The organism is Peribacillus sp. B-H-3, assembly GCF_048572925.1.
Classification (GTDB): Bacteria; Bacillota; Bacilli; order Bacillales; family DSM-1321; genus Peribacillus.
In genome coordinates this window covers 3,748,882-3,767,855 of record NZ_CP183879.1, presented here as the reverse complement: position 1 = coordinate 3,767,855, position 18,974 = coordinate 3,748,882, and the positions used below count along the sequence as shown (strand labels likewise).

17 protein-coding genes are annotated in these 18,974 nt (G+C 41.8%); 15 read left to right on the top strand and 2 right to left on the bottom strand.

Features of this window, described 5'->3' with window-relative positions; genetic code table 11:
* Positions 1–199 precede the first annotated feature (199 nt).
* From ACN6MY_RS18760 to ACN6MY_RS18705, 12 genes are all read left to right on the top strand, one after another.
* Positions 200–1,522: an extracellular solute-binding protein gene (locus ACN6MY_RS18760; RefSeq protein WP_419884217.1), complete on the top strand. Its 1,323-nt coding sequence runs from the start codon at positions 200–202 to the stop codon at positions 1,520–1,522.
* Entirely contained in the window at positions 1,522–2,400 is an 879-nt protein-coding gene (locus ACN6MY_RS18755; RefSeq protein ID WP_419881534.1) for a carbohydrate ABC transporter permease, read from the top strand. The genes ACN6MY_RS18760 and ACN6MY_RS18755 overlap by 1 nt, the downstream gene beginning before the upstream one ends.
* Positions 2,387–3,217, top strand: a complete 831-nt coding sequence (locus tag ACN6MY_RS18750) for a carbohydrate ABC transporter permease (RefSeq protein ID WP_419881533.1) — start codon at positions 2,387–2,389, stop codon at positions 3,215–3,217. Before ACN6MY_RS18755 ends, ACN6MY_RS18750 begins: the two co-directional genes overlap by 14 nt.
* Before the next feature lie 22 nt (positions 3,218–3,239).
* Complete coding sequence (locus ACN6MY_RS18745; protein WP_419881532.1) at positions 3,240–4,823, top strand: alpha-glucosidase; 1,584 nt, start codon at positions 3,240–3,242, stop codon at positions 4,821–4,823.
* Positions 4,824–5,762 carry an MTP-1 family protein gene (locus ACN6MY_RS18740; protein WP_419881531.1) on the top strand — a complete coding sequence of 313 codons (939 nt, stop codon included), beginning with the start codon at positions 4,824–4,826 and terminating at the stop codon, positions 5,760–5,762. It abuts the gene before it with no gap.
* Between the two features lie 13 nt (positions 5,763–5,775).
* Complete coding sequence (locus ACN6MY_RS18735) at positions 5,776–6,837, top strand: glycoside hydrolase family 130 protein (RefSeq protein ID WP_419881530.1); 1,062 nt, start codon at positions 5,776–5,778, stop codon at positions 6,835–6,837.
* 70 nt (positions 6,838–6,907) lie between these two features.
* Positions 6,908–9,421, top strand: coding sequence for a beta-mannosidase (locus ACN6MY_RS18730; protein ID WP_419881529.1), 2,514 nt, complete (start codon positions 6,908–6,910; stop codon positions 9,419–9,421).
* 5 nt (positions 9,422–9,426) lie between these two features.
* The gene (locus tag ACN6MY_RS18725; RefSeq protein WP_419881528.1) at positions 9,427–10,419 is read left to right on the top strand and encodes a zinc-dependent alcohol dehydrogenase family protein; all 993 of its coding nucleotides are present in this window, start codon (positions 9,427–9,429) and stop codon (positions 10,417–10,419) included.
* 82 nt (positions 10,420–10,501) lie between these two features.
* A complete protein-coding gene (locus ACN6MY_RS18720; RefSeq protein ID WP_419881527.1) occupies positions 10,502–11,722 on the top strand; it encodes an MFS transporter in 1,221 nt (406 codons plus the stop codon).
* 330 nt (positions 11,723–12,052) lie between these two features.
* Positions 12,053–12,925, top strand: a complete 873-nt coding sequence (locus ACN6MY_RS18715; protein WP_419881526.1) for an ROK family protein — start codon at positions 12,053–12,055, stop codon at positions 12,923–12,925.
* A gap of 15 nt (positions 12,926–12,940) precedes the next feature.
* Positions 12,941–13,885 carry a mannose-6-phosphate isomerase, class I gene (gene manA, locus ACN6MY_RS18710; RefSeq protein WP_419881525.1) on the top strand — a complete coding sequence of 315 codons (945 nt, stop codon included), beginning with the start codon at positions 12,941–12,943 and terminating at the stop codon, positions 13,883–13,885.
* 504 nt (positions 13,886–14,389) lie between these two features.
* Positions 14,390–14,704: a hypothetical protein gene (locus ACN6MY_RS18705; protein WP_419881524.1), complete on the top strand. Its 315-nt coding sequence runs from the start codon at positions 14,390–14,392 to the stop codon at positions 14,702–14,704.
* A gap of 41 nt (positions 14,705–14,745) precedes the next feature.
* Here the strand turns inward: ACN6MY_RS18705 and ACN6MY_RS18700 are convergent, their stop codons facing one another.
* Together ACN6MY_RS18700 and ACN6MY_RS18695 are read right to left on the bottom strand one after the other, a co-directional pair.
* A complete protein-coding gene (locus ACN6MY_RS18700) occupies positions 14,746–14,898 on the bottom strand; it encodes a hypothetical protein (protein WP_419881523.1) in 153 nt (50 codons plus the stop codon).
* 352 nt (positions 14,899–15,250) lie between these two features.
* The gene (locus tag ACN6MY_RS18695; protein ID WP_419881522.1) at positions 15,251–15,790 is read right to left on the bottom strand and encodes an MEDS domain-containing protein; all 540 of its coding nucleotides are present in this window, start codon (positions 15,788–15,790) and stop codon (positions 15,251–15,253) included.
* 444 nt (positions 15,791–16,234) lie between these two features.
* On the opposite strand from ACN6MY_RS18695, the gene hmpA reads away from it, so the two are divergent.
* From hmpA to ACN6MY_RS18680, 3 genes are all read left to right on the top strand, one after another.
* Positions 16,235–17,455, top strand: coding sequence for an NO-inducible flavohemoprotein (gene hmpA / locus ACN6MY_RS18690; RefSeq protein WP_419881521.1), 1,221 nt, complete (start codon positions 16,235–16,237; stop codon positions 17,453–17,455).
* Positions 17,456–17,546: 91 nt separating this feature from the next.
* Positions 17,547–17,735, top strand: a complete 189-nt coding sequence (locus tag ACN6MY_RS18685; RefSeq protein WP_419881520.1) for a hypothetical protein — start codon at positions 17,547–17,549, stop codon at positions 17,733–17,735.
* 229 nt (positions 17,736–17,964) lie between these two features.
* On the top strand, positions 17,965–18,159 hold the full coding sequence (locus tag ACN6MY_RS18680; RefSeq protein ID WP_419881519.1) for a hypothetical protein: 195 nt from the start codon (positions 17,965–17,967) through the stop codon (positions 18,157–18,159).
* Positions 18,160–18,974: the final 815 nt, after the last annotated feature.

The following is an 18,974-nucleotide window of genomic DNA, read 5'->3' as shown; positions in this document are numbered from 1 at the left end:
TGTAATGTAAAAGCGGATTTTTGTAAAGGGATATAAAGCAATCTGTACTTCTATCATATCACTATATATTAAATTTCGAATTAAATGATAGCGCTATCAGATGTTGCTCCTATTTCGTAGATTCTTATCATCTTCTAGAATTTACTTCTTCAGCTAAGACGTTGAAAGTTACTTATAATTGGAGGGATTAAGGATGAAAATGACAAAAATGGTGCCTGCCTTATTTGCAGCTACACTAACTATTTCCGGCCTTGCAGCCTGCTCAACAGGAAACACAGATACAAAAACAGCGAGCAGTGCTAAAAACGGTGTAACAACAATTGAGTTTTGGGCAGCACCAAACCCAACTCAACAGGTTTATTGGAAGGAAATCGCGGATGAGTTTACAAAAGAGAATCCGAAGATCAAAGTAAATGTCAGCCCGATGAAGGAAAGCCCAACCTCAGAGGCAAGCATTCAATCAGCTATCGCTGGAAAAAGTGCTCCAACGATGTCTGAAAATATCAACCGCGGTTTTGCGGCACAATTAGCAGAAAGTAAAGCGCTTGTTCCACTCGATACATTAGATGGCTGGGATAATGTTAAAAAAGAACGCAATATGGAAGATACAATGAAGGGCTGGAAGTTTGCTGACGGCCATCAATATGTATTGCCAATCTACTCCAATGCGATGTTATTTGGCTGGAGACTCGATATTTTGAAAGAACTTGGCTATAACGAGCCGCCAAAAACCTATAGCGAAATGCTCGATGTTGCGAAAAAACTGAAAGCAAAATATCCTGACAAATATGTCTGGGCAAAAGCAGACCTTGCTGACCCAACTGCCTGGAAAAGATGGTTCGACTTCTTTATGCTTTATGATGCAGCATCAAACGGCAACAAGTTTGTAGAAGGCACCAAGTTCACTGGGGACGCTGAAGCAGGGGAAAAAGCACTTGCTTTTGTTGACGACCTTCGTAAGGAAAAGGCTCTATTAACAAGACAGGCAAAGGACCCATTTGAAAGCGGCCTTGGAATTTTCTCTGATATCGGCCCTTGGACAATTGGATACTGGAAAGATAAATTCCCTAACATGAAATTGAATGAAACTTATACATTGGCATTGCCTCCGGTACCAGATGGTATGGATACAAAGAATGTGCATACATTTGCTGATACAAAAGGTTTGGTCGTTTACGCTTCTGCTACAAAAGAACAGCAAAAAGCAGCGATGAAGTTTATCAACTGGGTATACTCGAATCCTGATAATGATTTGAAATGGCTTGAAAAAACTAGCTTGCCGCCTGCACGTGATGATTTGACAAGCAATGATTCCTTTAAGTCGTTCTTTGAGGAAAATCCGGCCTTGCAGCCTTATGCAGCAGCCGTACCAAACGCAATTCCTCCAATGGACAATTCGGAATATAATGATCTTCAAACTCTAATCGGCCAACAGGCATTCAATCCAGTGGTTAAGGGTGAAAAGGATCCGAAAGCTGCTTGGAAGGATATGCAACAGGCAATTGAGGGGGCTCTCAAGTAATGAGAACCAGGGACGGAAGGTTGGGCTGGCTTTTTGCCAGTCCCTATCTTATATATGCACTCGTTTTTTTTCTGATTCCGCTCGTGTGGTCACTATTTCTGTCAATGACAGACTGGAATCTGATTGCCCCAACGTTTAATTTCGTTGGTATCAAAAATTATATGGATGCTTTACACAGCCCGGGGGTACAGGCAGCATTTTTCGTTACTTTTAAATTTATGTTTGTATTTGTACCTTTGGTTATTGCTTCTTCAATTATTGTAGCCCTCATTATTCATGGGCTGCCAAAATTTAAAGGACTGTTTTTAATCGGATTCTTCCTTCCATATTTGGCGTCCGGCGTTGTTGCCTCGCTGATTGTGAAAGGCCTCTTGTCTTACAACAGTCCGATTAATGAATTTTTACGGAAATCCTTCGGCCTCGATATTGACTGGCTTGGATCACCGTTTGCTGCACTGTTTGTGGTTGCTATGATTATTGCGTGGAAATTCACCGGCTATTATGCTCTTATTTTAACATCAGGTTTTGAAAGCATTAGTACCGAAGTATATGAAGCAGCCATGATTGATGGAGTAACACCATGGCAGCGTTTTTGGAAAATAACGCTTCCTCTCCTTTATCCGGCATTGTTTACTGTGCTGATTTTATCAATCGGTGTAACATTCGGTATCTTTACCGAGGTATACCAATTGACAGGCGGGGGACCTAACTTTGCGACAAATACATGGCAGATGGAAATCTTCGCCCGTGCCTTTACAAACCTTCAGGCAGGGTATGCATCAGCCATTGCGATAATTGCTTCAATTGTGACGTTTATAACGATCTTTATCATTCGAAAACTGCTGGAAATGTGGGGGAAACGAAATGGGTGGAACTAAGAAAAAAGGATTATTATTTCGCTACCTGCTGGCCATTGTTCTCTTGCTGATTATGATTTTTCCCTATATTTATATGGTGCTAAGCTCCTTTGCGGATTGGGACCAGGTGGATAAAAAGCTCTTTCCAACCCACTTCAGCCTGAAATCCTATCAATGGCTGCTGGGCGGGGGAGAAGCGGTTATTCCAAGGCCTTGGCTTCATGCCTTTTTTAACAGCTTTGTCGTTTCTGCAGCTTCAACATTGCTGATGATGGTGACGGGCGTAATGGTTGCCTATGCACTGGCAAAAATTAATTTTAAAGGAAGAGATACGGTTAACAATGTGATTTTATTCCAGATGTTCTTCCCGGCGATCATTCTGTTAATTCCAACCTTCCTTGTCATTCAAAAGCTTGGAATGTACGACTCTTACTGGGGAATGATCTTGCCGAAAGCACTGAGCCTGTGGGCGATTTTTATGTATACCAACTTCTTTAAGGGAATTCCGGATACATTTATTGAAGCGGCTAAGCTTGATGGTGCAACGGATTTGCAAATCCTGTTTAAAATCGTTCTGCCGATGTCGAAATCCATTACAACGGTAATCTTCCTGTTCCTGTTTATGGAAAGATGGACTGAGCTGCTATGGGACATGATCGTTATAAAGAGCGATGGCATGCTGACGCTGAACGTCCTGTTGAGCCAAATGTTCGGACCATACGGAGGCTATCCTGGCCCGATGTACGCGGCATCTGTAATATTGACACTTCCAATCATCATTATCTTCCTTCTTTTCTCAAAGAAATTCCAGGAAGGCATGCAGTTTACGCTTAAATAATAGAAGCTGGGAGTCCTTATATATGGTTGAATGGTGGAAACAATCGGTTTTTTACGAAATCTATATGCCAAGCTTTAAAGATGGAAATGGAGACGGAATCGGCGACTTTTCCGGAATCACCTCCAAGCTTGATTACCTTAAAGAGCTGGGGATTGACGGCCTGTGGCTGACACCCTTTTATCCTTCACCCAAGGTTGATAACGGTTATGATATTGCCGACTATTATGAAATTGACTCCGATTACGGAACAATGGAAGATTTTGAGCTTCTTATAAAAGAAGCCCATCAAGGTGGTATCAAGGTGATTGCTGATTTGGTGCTGAACCATACCTCTTCTGAACATAAGTGGTTTAAGGAGTCAAGGTCCAATAAGGATCACCCGAAGCGCGACTGGTATATCTGGCGGGACGAGCCAAATAATTGGGAATCCTTCTTTGGCGACACGGCATGGGAATATGATCAGGTGACGAACCAGTATTATTACCATGCTTTTGCCAAAGAACAGGTTGACTTAAACTGGGCCAATCCGGATGTCAAAGAGGCTATGTTCGATGTCATGAAGTTCTGGCTTGAGAAAGGAGTCGACGGCTTCCGGCTTGATGTTATTAACTTTTTAAAGGTTAATGATAGGTTTATCGATAATCCATTTGATGCGGATAAAAATGAACAAAACCATTTGTATGATAAAGACCAAGAGGGAATTTTAACGATTATTGAACAGATCGCTGAGTTTGTCCATCAATATCCTGATAAATTCCTTGTTGGCGAGGTTGGTTCAGAGGACATCGGAATTCTAAAGCAATTTTCCGGTCTTGGCAAGCTGGATGTAGTGTTTAACTTTAACATTGGAAGCATTGAAAAGTTTGATGCTGGACGGCTTTTTGAGCAGCTGTCTGAGACGGAAAAGGCTTATGACGAACATCAGGTTCCTACCTTATTCTTTTCCAGCCATGATATGTCCCGTTTTATATCCCGCTTTGGCGGTGATGAGGACCGTGCCAAGGCTGTGGCAGCTTTAATGCTGACGGCAAAAGGTGTTCCGTTCCTATATTTTGGAGACGAAATCGGCATGAGGGACTGGATTACAGATGATATTGAAAAAATGAAGGATGTTCAGGGGCTGATGGGATATAAGCTTGCCCTGGAGGCAGGAAAGACCGCTGAGGAAGCGCTGGCCATTGCTAATGAAAAAAGCCGTGATAAGTCACGGACTCCGATGAGGTGGAACGCTTCAGGCAATGTCGGTTTTTCAGATGCGGAGCCGTGGATAACGATTCCCAATGATGCAATGAAGGTTAATGTAGCGGAACAGGAAAACGATCCGGCATCCATGCTTTCTTTTTATAAAAAATTATTGCATCTTCGTAAGGAACATTCGGCACTAAGGCTGGGAGAATATGAGGAATTGCGTTATGACGAGGGCATGATCAGTTACATTAAAAAGGACCATTCTGAGAGAATACGAGTTTTGTTGAATTTCAGTAATCAGGAACGAGTGCTGAATGTAGGAAACGATGCCGTGCTGCTGCTTGCGACAAAGCAGGAAAGCCCGGAGAGCGGAAGGATCTTGGCAAATGAAGCCATGCTGATAAAGGAGGGATTATGAATGGCTGTTTTAACAAAAGGGAAGGTGAAAACCTGCGAACAGCTTTTAGAAGAGTTCACGGGAAAACCTGCTAATCCAGAGAAAATCGTATTGTCTGGGATTGGTGAGAGAGATGTTTATAATATCTCTGCACCGTTTGAAGATGACGGTGAAAAGGTGATTGCAGGGCGTGTTGAGTCTCGGGACAGTGAGCGCTCCAATGTACACTTTTTCGTAGAACGAAACGGTGAGTGGATTCCAAGAGAAAATGCACCTGTACTCGAGCTGCAAGATCCTTTTTTTACAAGAATAGGAGAAGAACTTATTTTGGGAGGAGTGCAGATTTTTCCTCACCCAATCACTGAAGGAGCACTTGGCTGGCGCACTGTGTTTTATAAAGGGAAATCTATTTCTGGTTTACAAGAGTTTGCTAAGGGTCCAGACGGAATGAAGGATCTGCGCCTTGTGGAATTGCAGGATGGAAGCATCGGTATATTGACAAGGCCTCAGGGCGAAAAAGGAGGCAGAGGAAAAATTGGCTGGACAAGGATTCCCTCACTGGATGAACTGACCATCGATGTGATCGACCAGGCGCCATTATTGGAAGGCCAGTTCATTGATGAAGAGTGGGGCGGAGCGAACGAACCTCATTTGCTGGTAAATGGACTTGTCGGAGTGCTTGGCCATATCGCCAATTTTGATGGTGAAAGAAATCGTCATTATTATCCTATGGTATTTGCCCTTAATCCTGAAACGCGGGAAATTTCGGATATCGAATTAATCTCCACCAGAAGCAATTTCCTTCCTGGTCCATCCAAGCGCCCTGACCTCGTTGATGTCGTGTTTAGCGGCGGTATAGTACGGAAATCCGATGGAACCGCAGATATGTATGCGGGAATAAGTGATGCAGAAGCACAGAAAATAACGATCGTTGATCCATTTTTAAAATTTGAAAGCTAAAGGGGATAAAAAAATGAATGTATACAGATATGAACAGAACCCATTGGTCACTCCGGCAGATGTAAAGCCGTACCATGAGAATTTTGAAGTTATTGGGGCATTTAATGCAGGGGTTACCACTTATAATGGCGAAACGATCATGCTTCTTCGCGTGGCAGAGCGCCCGATCAGCGAGAATCCTACAATTGTAAAAGCCCCATTTTATAACCCGCAGACAAATGAACTCGAGATTTTAGGATTTAACCTTAATGACCCTGCCTATGATTTTTCTGATCCGCGTGTAATCAGGGAAAACGGCTCATCACAGGGCTTTAAGTATTTGACTTCCCTGTCCTATTTGCGTATTGCGCGTAGCAAGGATGGCCACAACTTCACAGTTGATGAAGATCCGTTCATTTACCCTTCCAATGAACTTGAAACCTATGGAATCGAAGACCCGCGGATTACAAAAATAGAAGATACATATTATATCTATTTTAGCGCTGTTTCACCTGTAGGTGTTGGGGAATCTCTGGTTGCGACTAAAGATTTTCTTACAAAAGTGCAACTTGGAATGATTTTTGCACCGGAAAATAAGGACGTATTAATTTTACCAGAAAAAATTAACGGCAAGTATTATGCGATTCACCGTCCAGTGCCAAAAAGCACAGGAAACCCTGAAATGTGGATAGCTGAATCTACCAATCTTGTACACTGGGGAAATCATAAATTCCTGCTTGGATTGCGTGACGGAATGTGGGACAGTGGCCGCATGGGCGGAGGAGCAGTGCCATTCAAAACAGAAAAAGGCTGGCTTGAGCTTTATCATGGTGCATCCAAGGATGACCGTTATTGCATGGGAGCTGTATTGCTGGATTTGGAGGATCCAACCAAGGTCCTTGCCCGAACAGACAAACCGATTCTTGAACCGGAAGCTCCATATGAAGTGGAAGGTTTCTTTGGTAATGTTGTATTTTCCTGCGGCGCAGTAGTGGAAGGCGACGTTGTGAAAATGTACTACGGTGTTGCCGATACCTCCATGGCTTGTGCCGAATTAAGCGTACAGGAAATTCTTGATTCATTGACTTATCTATAATAAAGAACCAATAGAGTGCCAAAATCGCAAGGTGATTTTGGCCTTTTAACTTACTGGAGGGTGACTATAAATGAAACTGAATGACAACTGGAAAATTCGGCAATTCGATGTAGGGACCCCCCGGGACCTTGAAGTGGCTTCTCCTGAGTATATTGATTATTTCTGGATGACTGCCAGCGTGCCTGGTGATGTCCATTCCACTTTGATTGACAGAAAGCTGATTAAGGATCCTTTTTATGGACATAACGATTTGAAATGCCAGTGGGTCGAGGAAAAGGTTTGGTGGTATCGCAGTACCTTTGAATTCCACGATGATATTCAAAAGGGAGACCGGTACGAACTCATTTTTGAAGGACTTGATACCTTTGCGACGGTTTACCTGAACGGTGTGGAGCTTGGCTCAACAGAAAATATGTTTATCAGCCACACGTTTGAAGTGGCACGTGAGCTGAAAAAAGGGAAAAATGTTCTCGCGGTAAAATTTGATCCTGTTCATGTTCATGCGAAGGAAAAGGTTCAATATTACTGGTCAGGCTTTAGTAAAAAACGAATTTGGACACGAAAGGCACAAAGCCATTATGGCTGGGATTGGGGTCCGCGCTTGGTCGCAGCTGGAATCTGGAAGGACGTTCGACTGGAAAAAAGCACGTTAGCGAAAATTGACCACGTTTTTGCCAGGACAATATCTATTGGTGATGACAAGGCAGTTGTCGAAGTAGATGTTGCAATTGAGAAGTTTGATAGAGAGAGGAGTTATGAGGCTGAGGTTTCTCTGGTTCGGGGGGACGATCGTTTTTCATCACGTGCAAAAGTGTCCGGTCAAAAGGCTGCTGTAGTGCTGGGAGTGAGTAATCCGGAGCTTTGGTGGACGCATGATATTGGCACACCGAATCTTTATGAGTTAAAGGTAGAATTGATTGCCGATGGCGAAAAGGTTGATGAGAGTCGCGAGGATTTTGGCATCCGGACCATTGAAGTTATGCGCAAGGATGAGGCGGGTAACAACAGCTTTACCTTTGTTTTAAATGGACATAAGGTATTTGCGAAGGGTGCCAACTGGATTCCGATTGATAGCTTCATAGGAGCCGTACCGGATTCCCGCTACAGGCATTTAATCAAAATGGGCAAGGATGCCAACATGAATATGCTTCGCGTCTGGGGCGGCGGCATTTATGAAAAAGAGGTATTTTACGAAGAGTGCAATCGGCTTGGAATACTGGTTTGGCAGGATTTCATGTTTTCATGCGCCCTTTATCCGGACTACAATAAAAACTTTATGGCCAATGTGCGCGAGGAAATTATCTCTGTTGTAAAACGTCTCCGCAATCATCCGTCCCTGGCAATTTGGTGCGGAAACAACGAAAATGACTGGCTGTATGAAGCCTTGGCTTCTTCTGGTGAAATTCCACACCCTTTTTACGGTGAAAAAATCTACCATGAAATGATGCCGGATTTGCTGGAGGAACTGGACCCAACCCGGCTGTTCTGGCCAAGTTCCCCGTTTGGCGGAAATGACCATAACTCCAGGGAAGAGGGTGACACGCACAACTGGCAGGTTTGGCATGGAAATATTGAGCCTCGTGTGTTTGGCGAGCCGCAAACTGTGAACTACAGCATTGAAGGATTGTCTTTTAAGAATTTTAAAAATGATACTACCCTCTTTGCCAGTGAGTTTGGAATGCATGCTTCCTCCAACCGTTATACATTGGAACAGAACATTCCCAAGGATCAATTTTTCTGGGGAAGCGAAGAGATGGCATACCGCAACAAAGATATCCACCATCCAAAAGGAATTTTGTTAATGGAAGGGTACACCGGAGTGCCGAAGGATCTCGACGAGTACATTTCTTTTTCCATGCTGACACAGGCGGAAGGATTGAAGTTTGGCATTGAGCATTACCGCCGCAATAAGCCGCATACAAGCGGGGCATTATTTTGGCAACTGAATGACTGCTGGCCTGGTACAAGCTGGTCGGTTATCGATTATTATTTATTGCCGAAGGCTTCCTATCATTATGCAAGGAAATTTTTCAGCCCGGTACTGTTAACGCTTGATAATGAGCCTGGCGGGGAGATTAAAGTGTGGGTTGTAAACGACAAGTTAGAACCTTATCAAGATGATATTGAACTTGCTATTTACAGTTTAATAGGAGAAAAAGTATTTTCACGTGAGTGGCAGGCTGGGATAGAAGCCAATGTGGCAAAGCAGCTGGCTACCTTAAGTGAAGGCGACGTGTTGGCCGGACTGCCGCCTGAAGAGGCAGTAATGGTCATCCGCTCAAAAGACTATGAAAATATCTATTATTTCTGCGACCAGAAGGATATAAAATTCGGAGAGGCTGAATTGAAGGTAGAGATTGACCAGGAGAATCGGGAACTTACCATTTCAACTGATGTGGCAGCCCGCATGGTAACAATCGAAATGGATGTCGAGCAGCTCGTAATGGATGATAACTTCTTTGACCTGCTGCCTGGCGGTATGAAAAAAGTAAAGATTTCGCAGGCACAAGGAAAAGAGATTCCATGGGATTCACTAAGAGTAAAAGCAATTAATAGTAAAAATTCGAATTTGGCGGAGGGATGATGCCGATGAAAGCAGCGGTTTTGCAGGGAATTAAGCAGATAGAGGTGCAGGAATGGCAATATCCGGCACCTTCCTCACAAAAGGTCATTATTAAAGTAAAAAGCTGCGGGATTTGCGGGACGGACCAGCATATTTACCATGGCCATCCCGGCTCGGCTGAAGTGCATCCGCCTATCGTTCTCGGTCATGAACTGGCTGGTGAAGTAGTGGAGGTTGGTTCAGAAGTTAAAGGCTTCCGTACGGGTGATCGGGTGTCGATCGACCCTAACATCTATTGCGGTGTGTGTGATTATTGCCGCAGCAACCGGGCTCATTTGTGCAGTAATCTTCAGGCGGTTGGAGTAACAAGAGATGGCGGCATGGCCGAATATTGCCTGGTGCCTGCTGCAAATTGTTATTTAATACCCGAGGGGATGACGTTTGAAGAGGCGGCTTTGGTTGAGCCTTTGGGCTGTGTGCTGCACGGCTTTAAAAAAATAAAGTTTTCTCCGTTAAGTAAGGTACTTATTATTGGCGGCGGTTTTATTGGCCAGTTATTTTTGCAATTAGTGAAGAGACAAGAGGTCTCTTCTATTATGGTAAGCGAGCCGGTTGAAAATAAAAAAGAGCTTCTTTATAAGCTTGGTGCTGATGAAGTGGTTCATCCAAATGGTATTTCTGCGGTGGAGGCTGATGTTGTGATTGAATGCGTGGGCCGGCCGGAAAGCATGGAACTCGCTGTTAAATCGGCTGGAAAGGGCGGCCAAGTACTGTTTTTTGGAGTAGCTGCACCTGAAACAGCCATCTCCGTTTCGCCGTTTGAAATTTTTTCAAAGGAACTCACGATTAAGGGATCATTTATTAACCCGTACACCCAGGAAGAAGCGATTGCTTTAATTGCCAAAAAGGCAGTGGATGCTGGGATGTTGATTTCCCACCGGTTTACAATCGAAGAGCTGCCTGAGGCAATGGCCAATTTTCCTAATCTTAAAGTTTCTAAAGCAGTTATTACCTACTAGTCTTAGAAGTACCCGGCAGTTTAAGGGGAGGGTTCGGTATTCATTTATGGGCCGGGTTCTTTCCCTAAAAGGAGAATAAATAATGTTTGAAGTATTTAAGTCCTTTTCCACCGAATTGAAGTTTTATTTAATTATGAACGTCTTTTTTTGCTTTGGCGGTGCCCTGTCAGGAGTTTTTCAAAGCGTTTTCTTGTGGAAAATGGATAAAACCTATTCCTTGCTGGCCTATTATAGCTTATATTGGTCAGCCTCCATTATTATCAGTTTTGTCGTGTGCTCCTGGATTGCCAGAAAAACAAGCCCGATGATTACGATGCGTTTTGGATTTCTTTTTTATCTGTTTACGTACTTGATTATGCTTATTTTTCATAACAACCTGCAGGACCATATCATGCTGCTGGGAGGAACCACGGGCCTAGCAATGAGCCTCTATTATGTAGGTGTCCATATGGCCGTTTTGGATTTAACTACAAATGACAAACGGGATTCATTTTTATATATACAGGGAGTATTAAATACGGTTGGAGGGGTCGCTGCCCCGCTTCTGGCAGGAATTTTAATCTCGCAATTCAATGGAATGATTGGGTATTATGTTGTGTTTATCGCAACCTGTGTTTTCTTTTTCATAGCATTTTTAATTTCTCTGAAGGTGAAGGGGAGTCCAATTTCATCCCAAAGCTACTTTTGGGATGTTATTAAAGATCCGTCGCGTGAGTGGAAAAAAATGTACTCCGTAATGTTTGCCGATGGAATCGTATCTGGAGTATACTGGACCTTTTTAGTTACGATGATAACCTTCAAAGTGGCTGGTGGAGAACTAAACCTTGGTGTTTTTAATACGGCTGCAGAGGTCGTATCGATACTCGCTTTCATGATGCTTGCTAAATTTTCGAATCCTGACTATAGGATTAGGATTTTTGCGATCGGATCGGTTGGGATATTACTAGGTTCCGTTTTGTTATCTTCATTTCCTGTGTTGATTTCCTTGATTATCTATGCCGTTATCCAGCCTGTGGCTGGGAATATGATAAACACCTCAATGAACGCGATGATTTATGCTTCAATTGAAAGAGACCCGGATTACAAAAACAGACGTCTGGATTATATTATTATTCGGGAGATTCCACTTGGAATTGGAAGAATCATAGGTGTAACTTTGTTCCTGATTATGAGGAAATATCTTAATAGCGATAATCTTTTACCGATATCCTTCAGTCTTTTTCCAATAGTCTATGTACTGATGATACCGACATTATATATGGTTTGGAAAAAACCGCGGCGTGTAATGACTGCTGAGAAATAGGGGGGATTCCAACTGCTGCTAAAAAAAGAGGTGGCCAGATAAGTTTGGTAAGTGCCAGCCTAATAAAGTGAAGTGTAGAGCTAATGAGTCCAACCCTAAATGGTTGGGTTATGATCAAGAGAGAATTATTCAGCCAATTGTGTGAAGAATCCCCCCCTAAATGAGGAAAATTCCGCCAATCAAGATTTTGCAGGTGGATTGATGTGTATCTTAAGGGCGGATTTCTATGACTTATGCGCGGAATCCTACCTCTTACGCACCGATTTCAGAATATTATGCGCAAATATGGATTTTATCTATTGAAATTTTAATTTTTAGGAGGGCCTACCAATGTTAGGTGCCATAGAAGCGGGCGGTACGAAATTTGTTTGTGCTGTTGGAGATGAAAAAGGCAATATTGCTGCCCGGGTTCAGATTCCGACAACAGTGCCGGAGGAAACCATGCCGCAAGTATTTGAGTTTTTTAAGCAGTATGATATTGAGGCAATTGGGATCGGTTCGTTCGGCCCGATTGATGTGAATCCGGAAAGCCCGACTTACGGAAATATTACCTCTACACCCAAGAAAGGGTGGAGGGATTATCCTTTTGTAAAAGCAGTAAACGAGGCATTTCCGGTTCCGGTTGGATTTAATACCGATGTAAATGCTGCTGCGTTAGGAGAAGCTGCTTACGGAGCGGCAAGAGGACTGGACAGCTGCTTGTACCTAACAGTTGGCACGGGTATTGGAGCAGGTGCGGTTGTTCAAGGGAGGCTGCTTCAGGGACATTCTCATCCGGAAATGGGGCATATCTTGGTCAGACGCCATCCGAACGATGTATACAAGGGCAAATGTCCTTATCATGATGACTGCCTGGAAGGTCTGGCTGCCGGCCCGGCAATTGAAGAACGCTGGGGAGAAAAAGGTATTAATCTTGTAGACCGTGCAGAGGTTTGGGATATGGAAGGATGCTATATCGCCCAGGCTCTCATGCAGTATATTTTGATTGTTTCACCCAAAAAAATCATTCTTGGTGGCGGGGTTATGAATCAAACCCAGGTGTTCTCTTCGATATATAAGTATTTGGACGAACAACTTAACGGATATATTACCCTGCCACCGTTATCCGAGTATATTGTACGGCCCGGTTTAGGGGACAATGCTGGAATTACTGGCTCGCTGCTGCTTGCCCGCCAGGCGCTTCAAGTGAAAAAACTTATTTGAGGAGGTAGTGTATAAGTGGAACCATTATTTTTAAAACCAGTATTTAAAGAACGTATTTGGGGCGGTACTGCTTTGGAAAAACAATTCGGTTATGATATTCCCAATAATAAAACAGGCGAGTGTTGGGCTATTTCTTCCCATCCAAACGGGCCGTCCGTTGTTGAAAATGGTGAGTATGCAGGAACGGCTCTGAACGATCTTTGGCGGGAGCATCCTGAGATTTTTGGAAATCCGAAAGAAGAGATTTTTCCTCTTTTAACAAAAATACTGGATGCAAACATGGATTTATCCGTTCAGGTCCATCCAAATAACGCCTATGCCAAAGTTAATGAAAATGGCGAACTAGGAAAAACCGAATGCTGGTATATCATTGACTGTAAAGAAGATGCCGATATGATTTTCGGCCACAATGCACAAACAACAGAAGAATTAATTAACATGATTAATGAAGGAAAGTGGAACGACCTGCTCCGTCGTGTAAAGATAAAGCCGGGAGACTTCTTCTATGTTCCAAGCGGTACAGTCCACGCTTTATGCGAAGGAACTCTGGTACTCGAAACACAGCAAAGCTCTGATACAACTTATCGTGTTTATGATTACGACCGCCGGGATGACAAAGGAAATCTCCGTGACCTTCACCTTGAAAAAGCAATTAATGTGACTACAGTTCCACATCAAGATATTTTGACCAATTCGATGGTTGAAGAGTTGGAAAATGTCACAATTACAACCTATGTTAAATCTGAATTTTTCTCTGTGTATAAGTGGACTGTCGAAGGAAAGGCTTTGTTTTCGTTTTATGACCAATATTTGCTGTTGAGTGTTATTAAGGGGGAAGGGACACTGCTTCATGATAGAGAGTCCTATTCCTTGGCAAAAGGAACACATCTTATTATTCCATCTGGGTTTGGAGAGTTTGAGATAGATGGGGAATACGAGATTATTGTTTCCCACACGTAATACTGAAGCAATCAAAGACCCAAGTCATGATTTTTTAAAATTTTTCATGACTTAGGTCTTTACTTGTTTTTAGTACATATCTTTCTGTGTTTGCCAGTCGGTCCCTATTAACCTGCCTACGATTTAAGATCATGGGTTTAACTGATCTTACTTAACAACTTCTCGTTATTTGTTGTCCTGTTCGGACGAACAGCCCTTTTTCAAGTTTCCTAGCTTACTAAGAGCATGTATTGCTTTACCTGCCAATTCTGCATCATGGATTCGGGTCCAAGTAATGATAGTAGAACTTGCTATGGAATAGATTTAGGTAATTATTTTTTCAAAAAACATATCTTTGTTTTCCTTTTTTGAGTGAGAAGATGGTGTGATCTCTGCTTCACTAAAAAGAAAAGCGTCACGGTATTTTAAGGATGTCGAAGTTGTTCTTGAAAATATTAAAATAAACCTTGCCTGATTAAAGCAAGGGTTTATTTGTAAATCATGTTAATTAAGTAAATACTATTAATGATTAAAAAAAACGTTGATCAAAATCTCTCTATCGTCGCTAATCTATCAATTTATTGGACCTTAAAAGAAAAAGCAGGTAAAGCAAAGATATTGGAGCATATTGAGGAAATGCGTATTAAACGATCCACAAGTTGGATGATGGAAAAGGCTGACAAATTAATGGTTTCGGCTAAGCGGAATCCTTTCCAACAAGGTGTGTATGAAAGCCATTTGTTCAGTTTGGATATGTACATCAATATGCTTCTGCAATACCAGGAACACCTATCCAGCTTGGAGAGACAGATAGATGTTCTGGCAGCTTATCTTGAGTGATTTTTTCGTAGTTGATCCATTAAGCGGACTAAAAAAGACCACTATTCAATAGCAGTCAAATGCAATGCATCTCGAAGTAAAAAAATATCTTGATGGATTATATCCTTTACTTGGTCATCGCCACAATTGTTAAATTCAATTAGTAAACGTCCAAGTTCCTTAATAAAGAGTAAATGCACAGGCTTGTTGTACATAGTATTACTCTCCTTTACATAGGAAACAACCTATGCACACTAAGGCTAACACTATATCCATTTAATTACAATGATACCAAGGTCGAAAAGTGTTCAGATTCCTTAGTTCGTATTTCCTGAAAGGCTTTGGAGAAAGTGTAAGTTCCGAATCAATATTGTATCCAAAATGAAAAATATAATTGCTGAATCCACCCTGAGTAAAAAAATAAATAAGCTTTATGAGAGGTATATTCACCAGCGGGAATATACAGTAGTTTCCAAATGGTACTTTTTGCAGGACATGTTTTCATAACTAGTCATTATTCTGAAAGTGTACATATGGTCTGCGAAATAATCTGTTTGTCCTATTGCTTTACCCCTCCTCGTTTATAATAAAGTTATGGCAATTTTGAAGGCTTTCCTTAAATTCTTTACTAACTCTTTCTGAATCGTAGGCACATACAGAAAGAATTTTTGTTTCCATAACAATTTTATCCGCTTCATTTTCAGAATCCAATAATTTTTCACTTATCTCCCGCTCATCCCGCCATTCTACATGAGCCCAGCTGCGGACAGCTAAATCGGGTTCTGAATAACCTCCAATTAAGTTCGGAAGATAATCGAAAATAGAATTAATTCTAAAGTCTCCCGTGGCAAAATAGAAATCATAATTATTGACGAACACCACTTTCTTTAAACGGCTTTCATTCACTAACACTTTAAGCCTTTTATTTATCAACGGTACAAATCGATCATTTTCTACAATAATACAATATTCACTCAGTTCTAAACCGGAAATGATAAAGTCTACGACATTTGAAACATACTGATCCTGATTCTCGAAAAAATATAATACATGACCCTTGGTAAGGTTCTGAATCTCTTTAACTTCTATTAAATGCGTACTTTCCAAATGTCCACCCCATTGATATAGACATATAACGCCTGTAAATAAAGTTTATCATACATTGATATTAAAAATGGGTTTTGCTATTGAAAATCCCCTGAATAGTTTAATTATTGAAAATGAAAAAGTCTTAAAATACAAATATTGTGAGGGAATGTACTTAACATATAGAGTGCGTGTGCGGCTGAGCCTAGGCCGTATCATATAGCGGGTGTGATTCCCGTCGAGTAAGAATTTAGCCATTCGCTGTTTCATACGCTCATATCTCTGCATTGAATATAAAATGGATTCCCCCGGCGTCATTTGGAACATTTCTGATTAGTGTTTAATGAACACAACAAAGGATAATACTATGTTCTTAAAAATAATTTGCTAAGGATGCCAGGCAGGTATTTTGGTCCCTAAAAAAGAGGATACTATTTAAAGTATTTAAATGGAGGGTGTGTTTATATGATTGATGAAAAAACAATTAGTATTGTTCAGGCAACTGCCCCGGTATTAAAGGAACATAGTAAAGAAATTGGGAAAAGATTTTATAAATTATTATTTGAAAAATCTCCTGATCTTTATAATATCTTCAATCAGACTAACCAAAAAAGAGGACTTCAGCAGGAAGCATTGGGATACGCTGTATATGCTGCTGGAGAGCATATAACAAATCTCGATGCAATCAAGCCAGTTATAGAGAGAATATCACAAAAACACAGGGCAATTGGAATTAAAGCAGAACAATATCCCGTAGTGGGTGAGACGCTGCTTGACGCTGTAAAAGATGTTCTGGGAGATGCTGCTACAGATGAAATCATAGAAGCTTGGGGGAAAGCTTATGGCTATATTTCCGATGCTTTTATTGAACTTGAAAAGAAACTTTATGCAGAAACTAAAAGCCAAACAGGGGGATGGGAAGGCTACCGCAGCTTTATTGTGGAGAAAAAGGTGAAAGAAAGCGACGAAGTGACTTCCTTTTACCTGAGGCCAGAAGATGGGAAAGAAATCGCGGGTTATAAAGCCGGACAGTATCTTACCATTAAGGCTAAAGTCCCTGGAGAAGAATATACCCATATCCGCCATTATAGCCTTTCGGAAGCAGCAGGAAAGGATTACTACCGGATCAGCGTGAAACGGGAGGACGAACATGATATATCGCCGGAAGGTATTGTGTCGAATTTTTTACATAACCACATCCAAACCAGTGATTTACTTCCGTTTTCAGCTCCTGCAGGTGACTTTGTCCTTGAGCAGGGTGATTTGCCTGTGGTGTTTATTAGCGGAGGTATCGGGATTACTCCGGTATTCAGTATGCTGCAAACTCTTGCAAATGAAAAAACAGCGAGGAAAATCACCTTTATCCATTCCTCGCGTAATAGTAATACCCATGCTTTCCGGAAGGATTTAAAGCAATTGGCCGGTCAACACAGCAATATAACGTCCTTGGTTTGTTATGACGTGCCGACAGAGGAGGACAGGACCTCCCAAAACTTTGATAGAGAAGGTTACATTGATTTAAACTTCCTAAAAGCTAATGCTGGCACTATGGATGCCCAATTTTATCTTTGCGGTTCTCTTCCTTTTATGGAGACAATCATAAAAGCCTTGGATGAATGGGGAGTATCAAAAGAACACGTACACTATGAATCCTTCAGCCCTGTCGCCATATTAGGAGAAGAGTAGCCGATCGTTAGAATCCACGATTTTTCCCTGATTGTTTCAAGGGAATAAAAATAGTGAAATCTTCACTCCCGCGAATTAGGAGGTTTTCACAGTGGCATGGGAAAAGGAGCGTATTGACCAGAATATTTACAGCCAAGGCGAAATAGATAAATGGGTGTACAGTACCTGCAACATCTGTTCAGTGGGCTGCGGCTGCTACATTGCGGTAAGTGACGGAAAGATTTCCAGGATTAAAGGGAAGGGGCAGCATCCGATCAACAAGAGGAAGATTTGGGCCTAAAGGCGAAAACCAGTAGCATGCAAATAATCCCCCTGATCGGCTGAAAACACCCCTAATTAAGAATGCCGAGGAAGGATGGTGCCGTCATCCTGGGATGGTGCCGTCATCCTGGGATGAAGCTATGAACCTTATTGTTGAAAACGGCTACAACAGAATTTTGCCTCCTTCAGTCTTTTGGGGCAGATGGAACCCCGGCCTCCCTTGATGATGTGATGAAACAGAAGTCCATATGCTTTTTGGCCATAACCTAGCGGAAACTGGAACCGTTTTATTCGAGCAGATTATGGAACGGAAGAAGAAAACAGGCAAACCCTATATGATTGCCGTAGATCCAAGAAACACCCTGACGGCAAAGGAAGCAGATTTGCATCTGCAGCTCTATCCATGGAACGAATGTGCCCATGCTCAATGGATCAATGAATGAGGTATTAAAAAGCGGTAAAATTGACCATTCATTTATTGGGGAGAACATACAATCTGCTTGCAAGATTGAAAAAATACGCCGGGCCGGGAACATAGAATAGAAACCGGGGAGACTATTGAATATATAGCTGAACAGTATGGTTTAACTGCAGATGGTTTAATAGAAGCAAATCAATTGCAAAACCCTTATAGCATACAAATTGGTGATACCTTGGAAATACCATTATCGATCATCAATGTTCCGCTTCAGCCCTATATGCCATATAGGCAAAAAATATAAATTCATATGCATATACAAAGCACATGCTCTTATTTTAGAGAATGTGCTTTCTCTTTAGGCATGATTTGACCATTGTGAAGGGTTTTTAAGTCATTTTGTAAGTGAGTAACTTCAAGAAGGCACCATTATTTAATAAATGAGTGGATATGCTACACTAAGTTGGACAGAAAAATTAAGGTCAAGTAGACAACAGATATCATACTAGATGAGGTTCTATAATGACTAAAAAAGACGCCGGACATTTACTGCAGAATTCAAGCATCAGATCGTACCGCTTGATCAAAATGAAACCAAGAAAGGATCTGATTCTGGAATATAACTACCCCTTCTTTCTTAGATAAGCGGGTGAGTCAAAGTCAGAAGTCCGGTGAGTTCAAGGAAAAGGATCCATCTTTCCGGATGAAAAGACTCCAATTAGGGAGAAAATAAGCAGCTTCAAATGGAGAATGACAATTTAAAGCAAATACACAAAAGGAAACGAGCTATTAACGTTAAATTTTATAAGAATACGCGCATTAACCGTTTAATGTATAGAA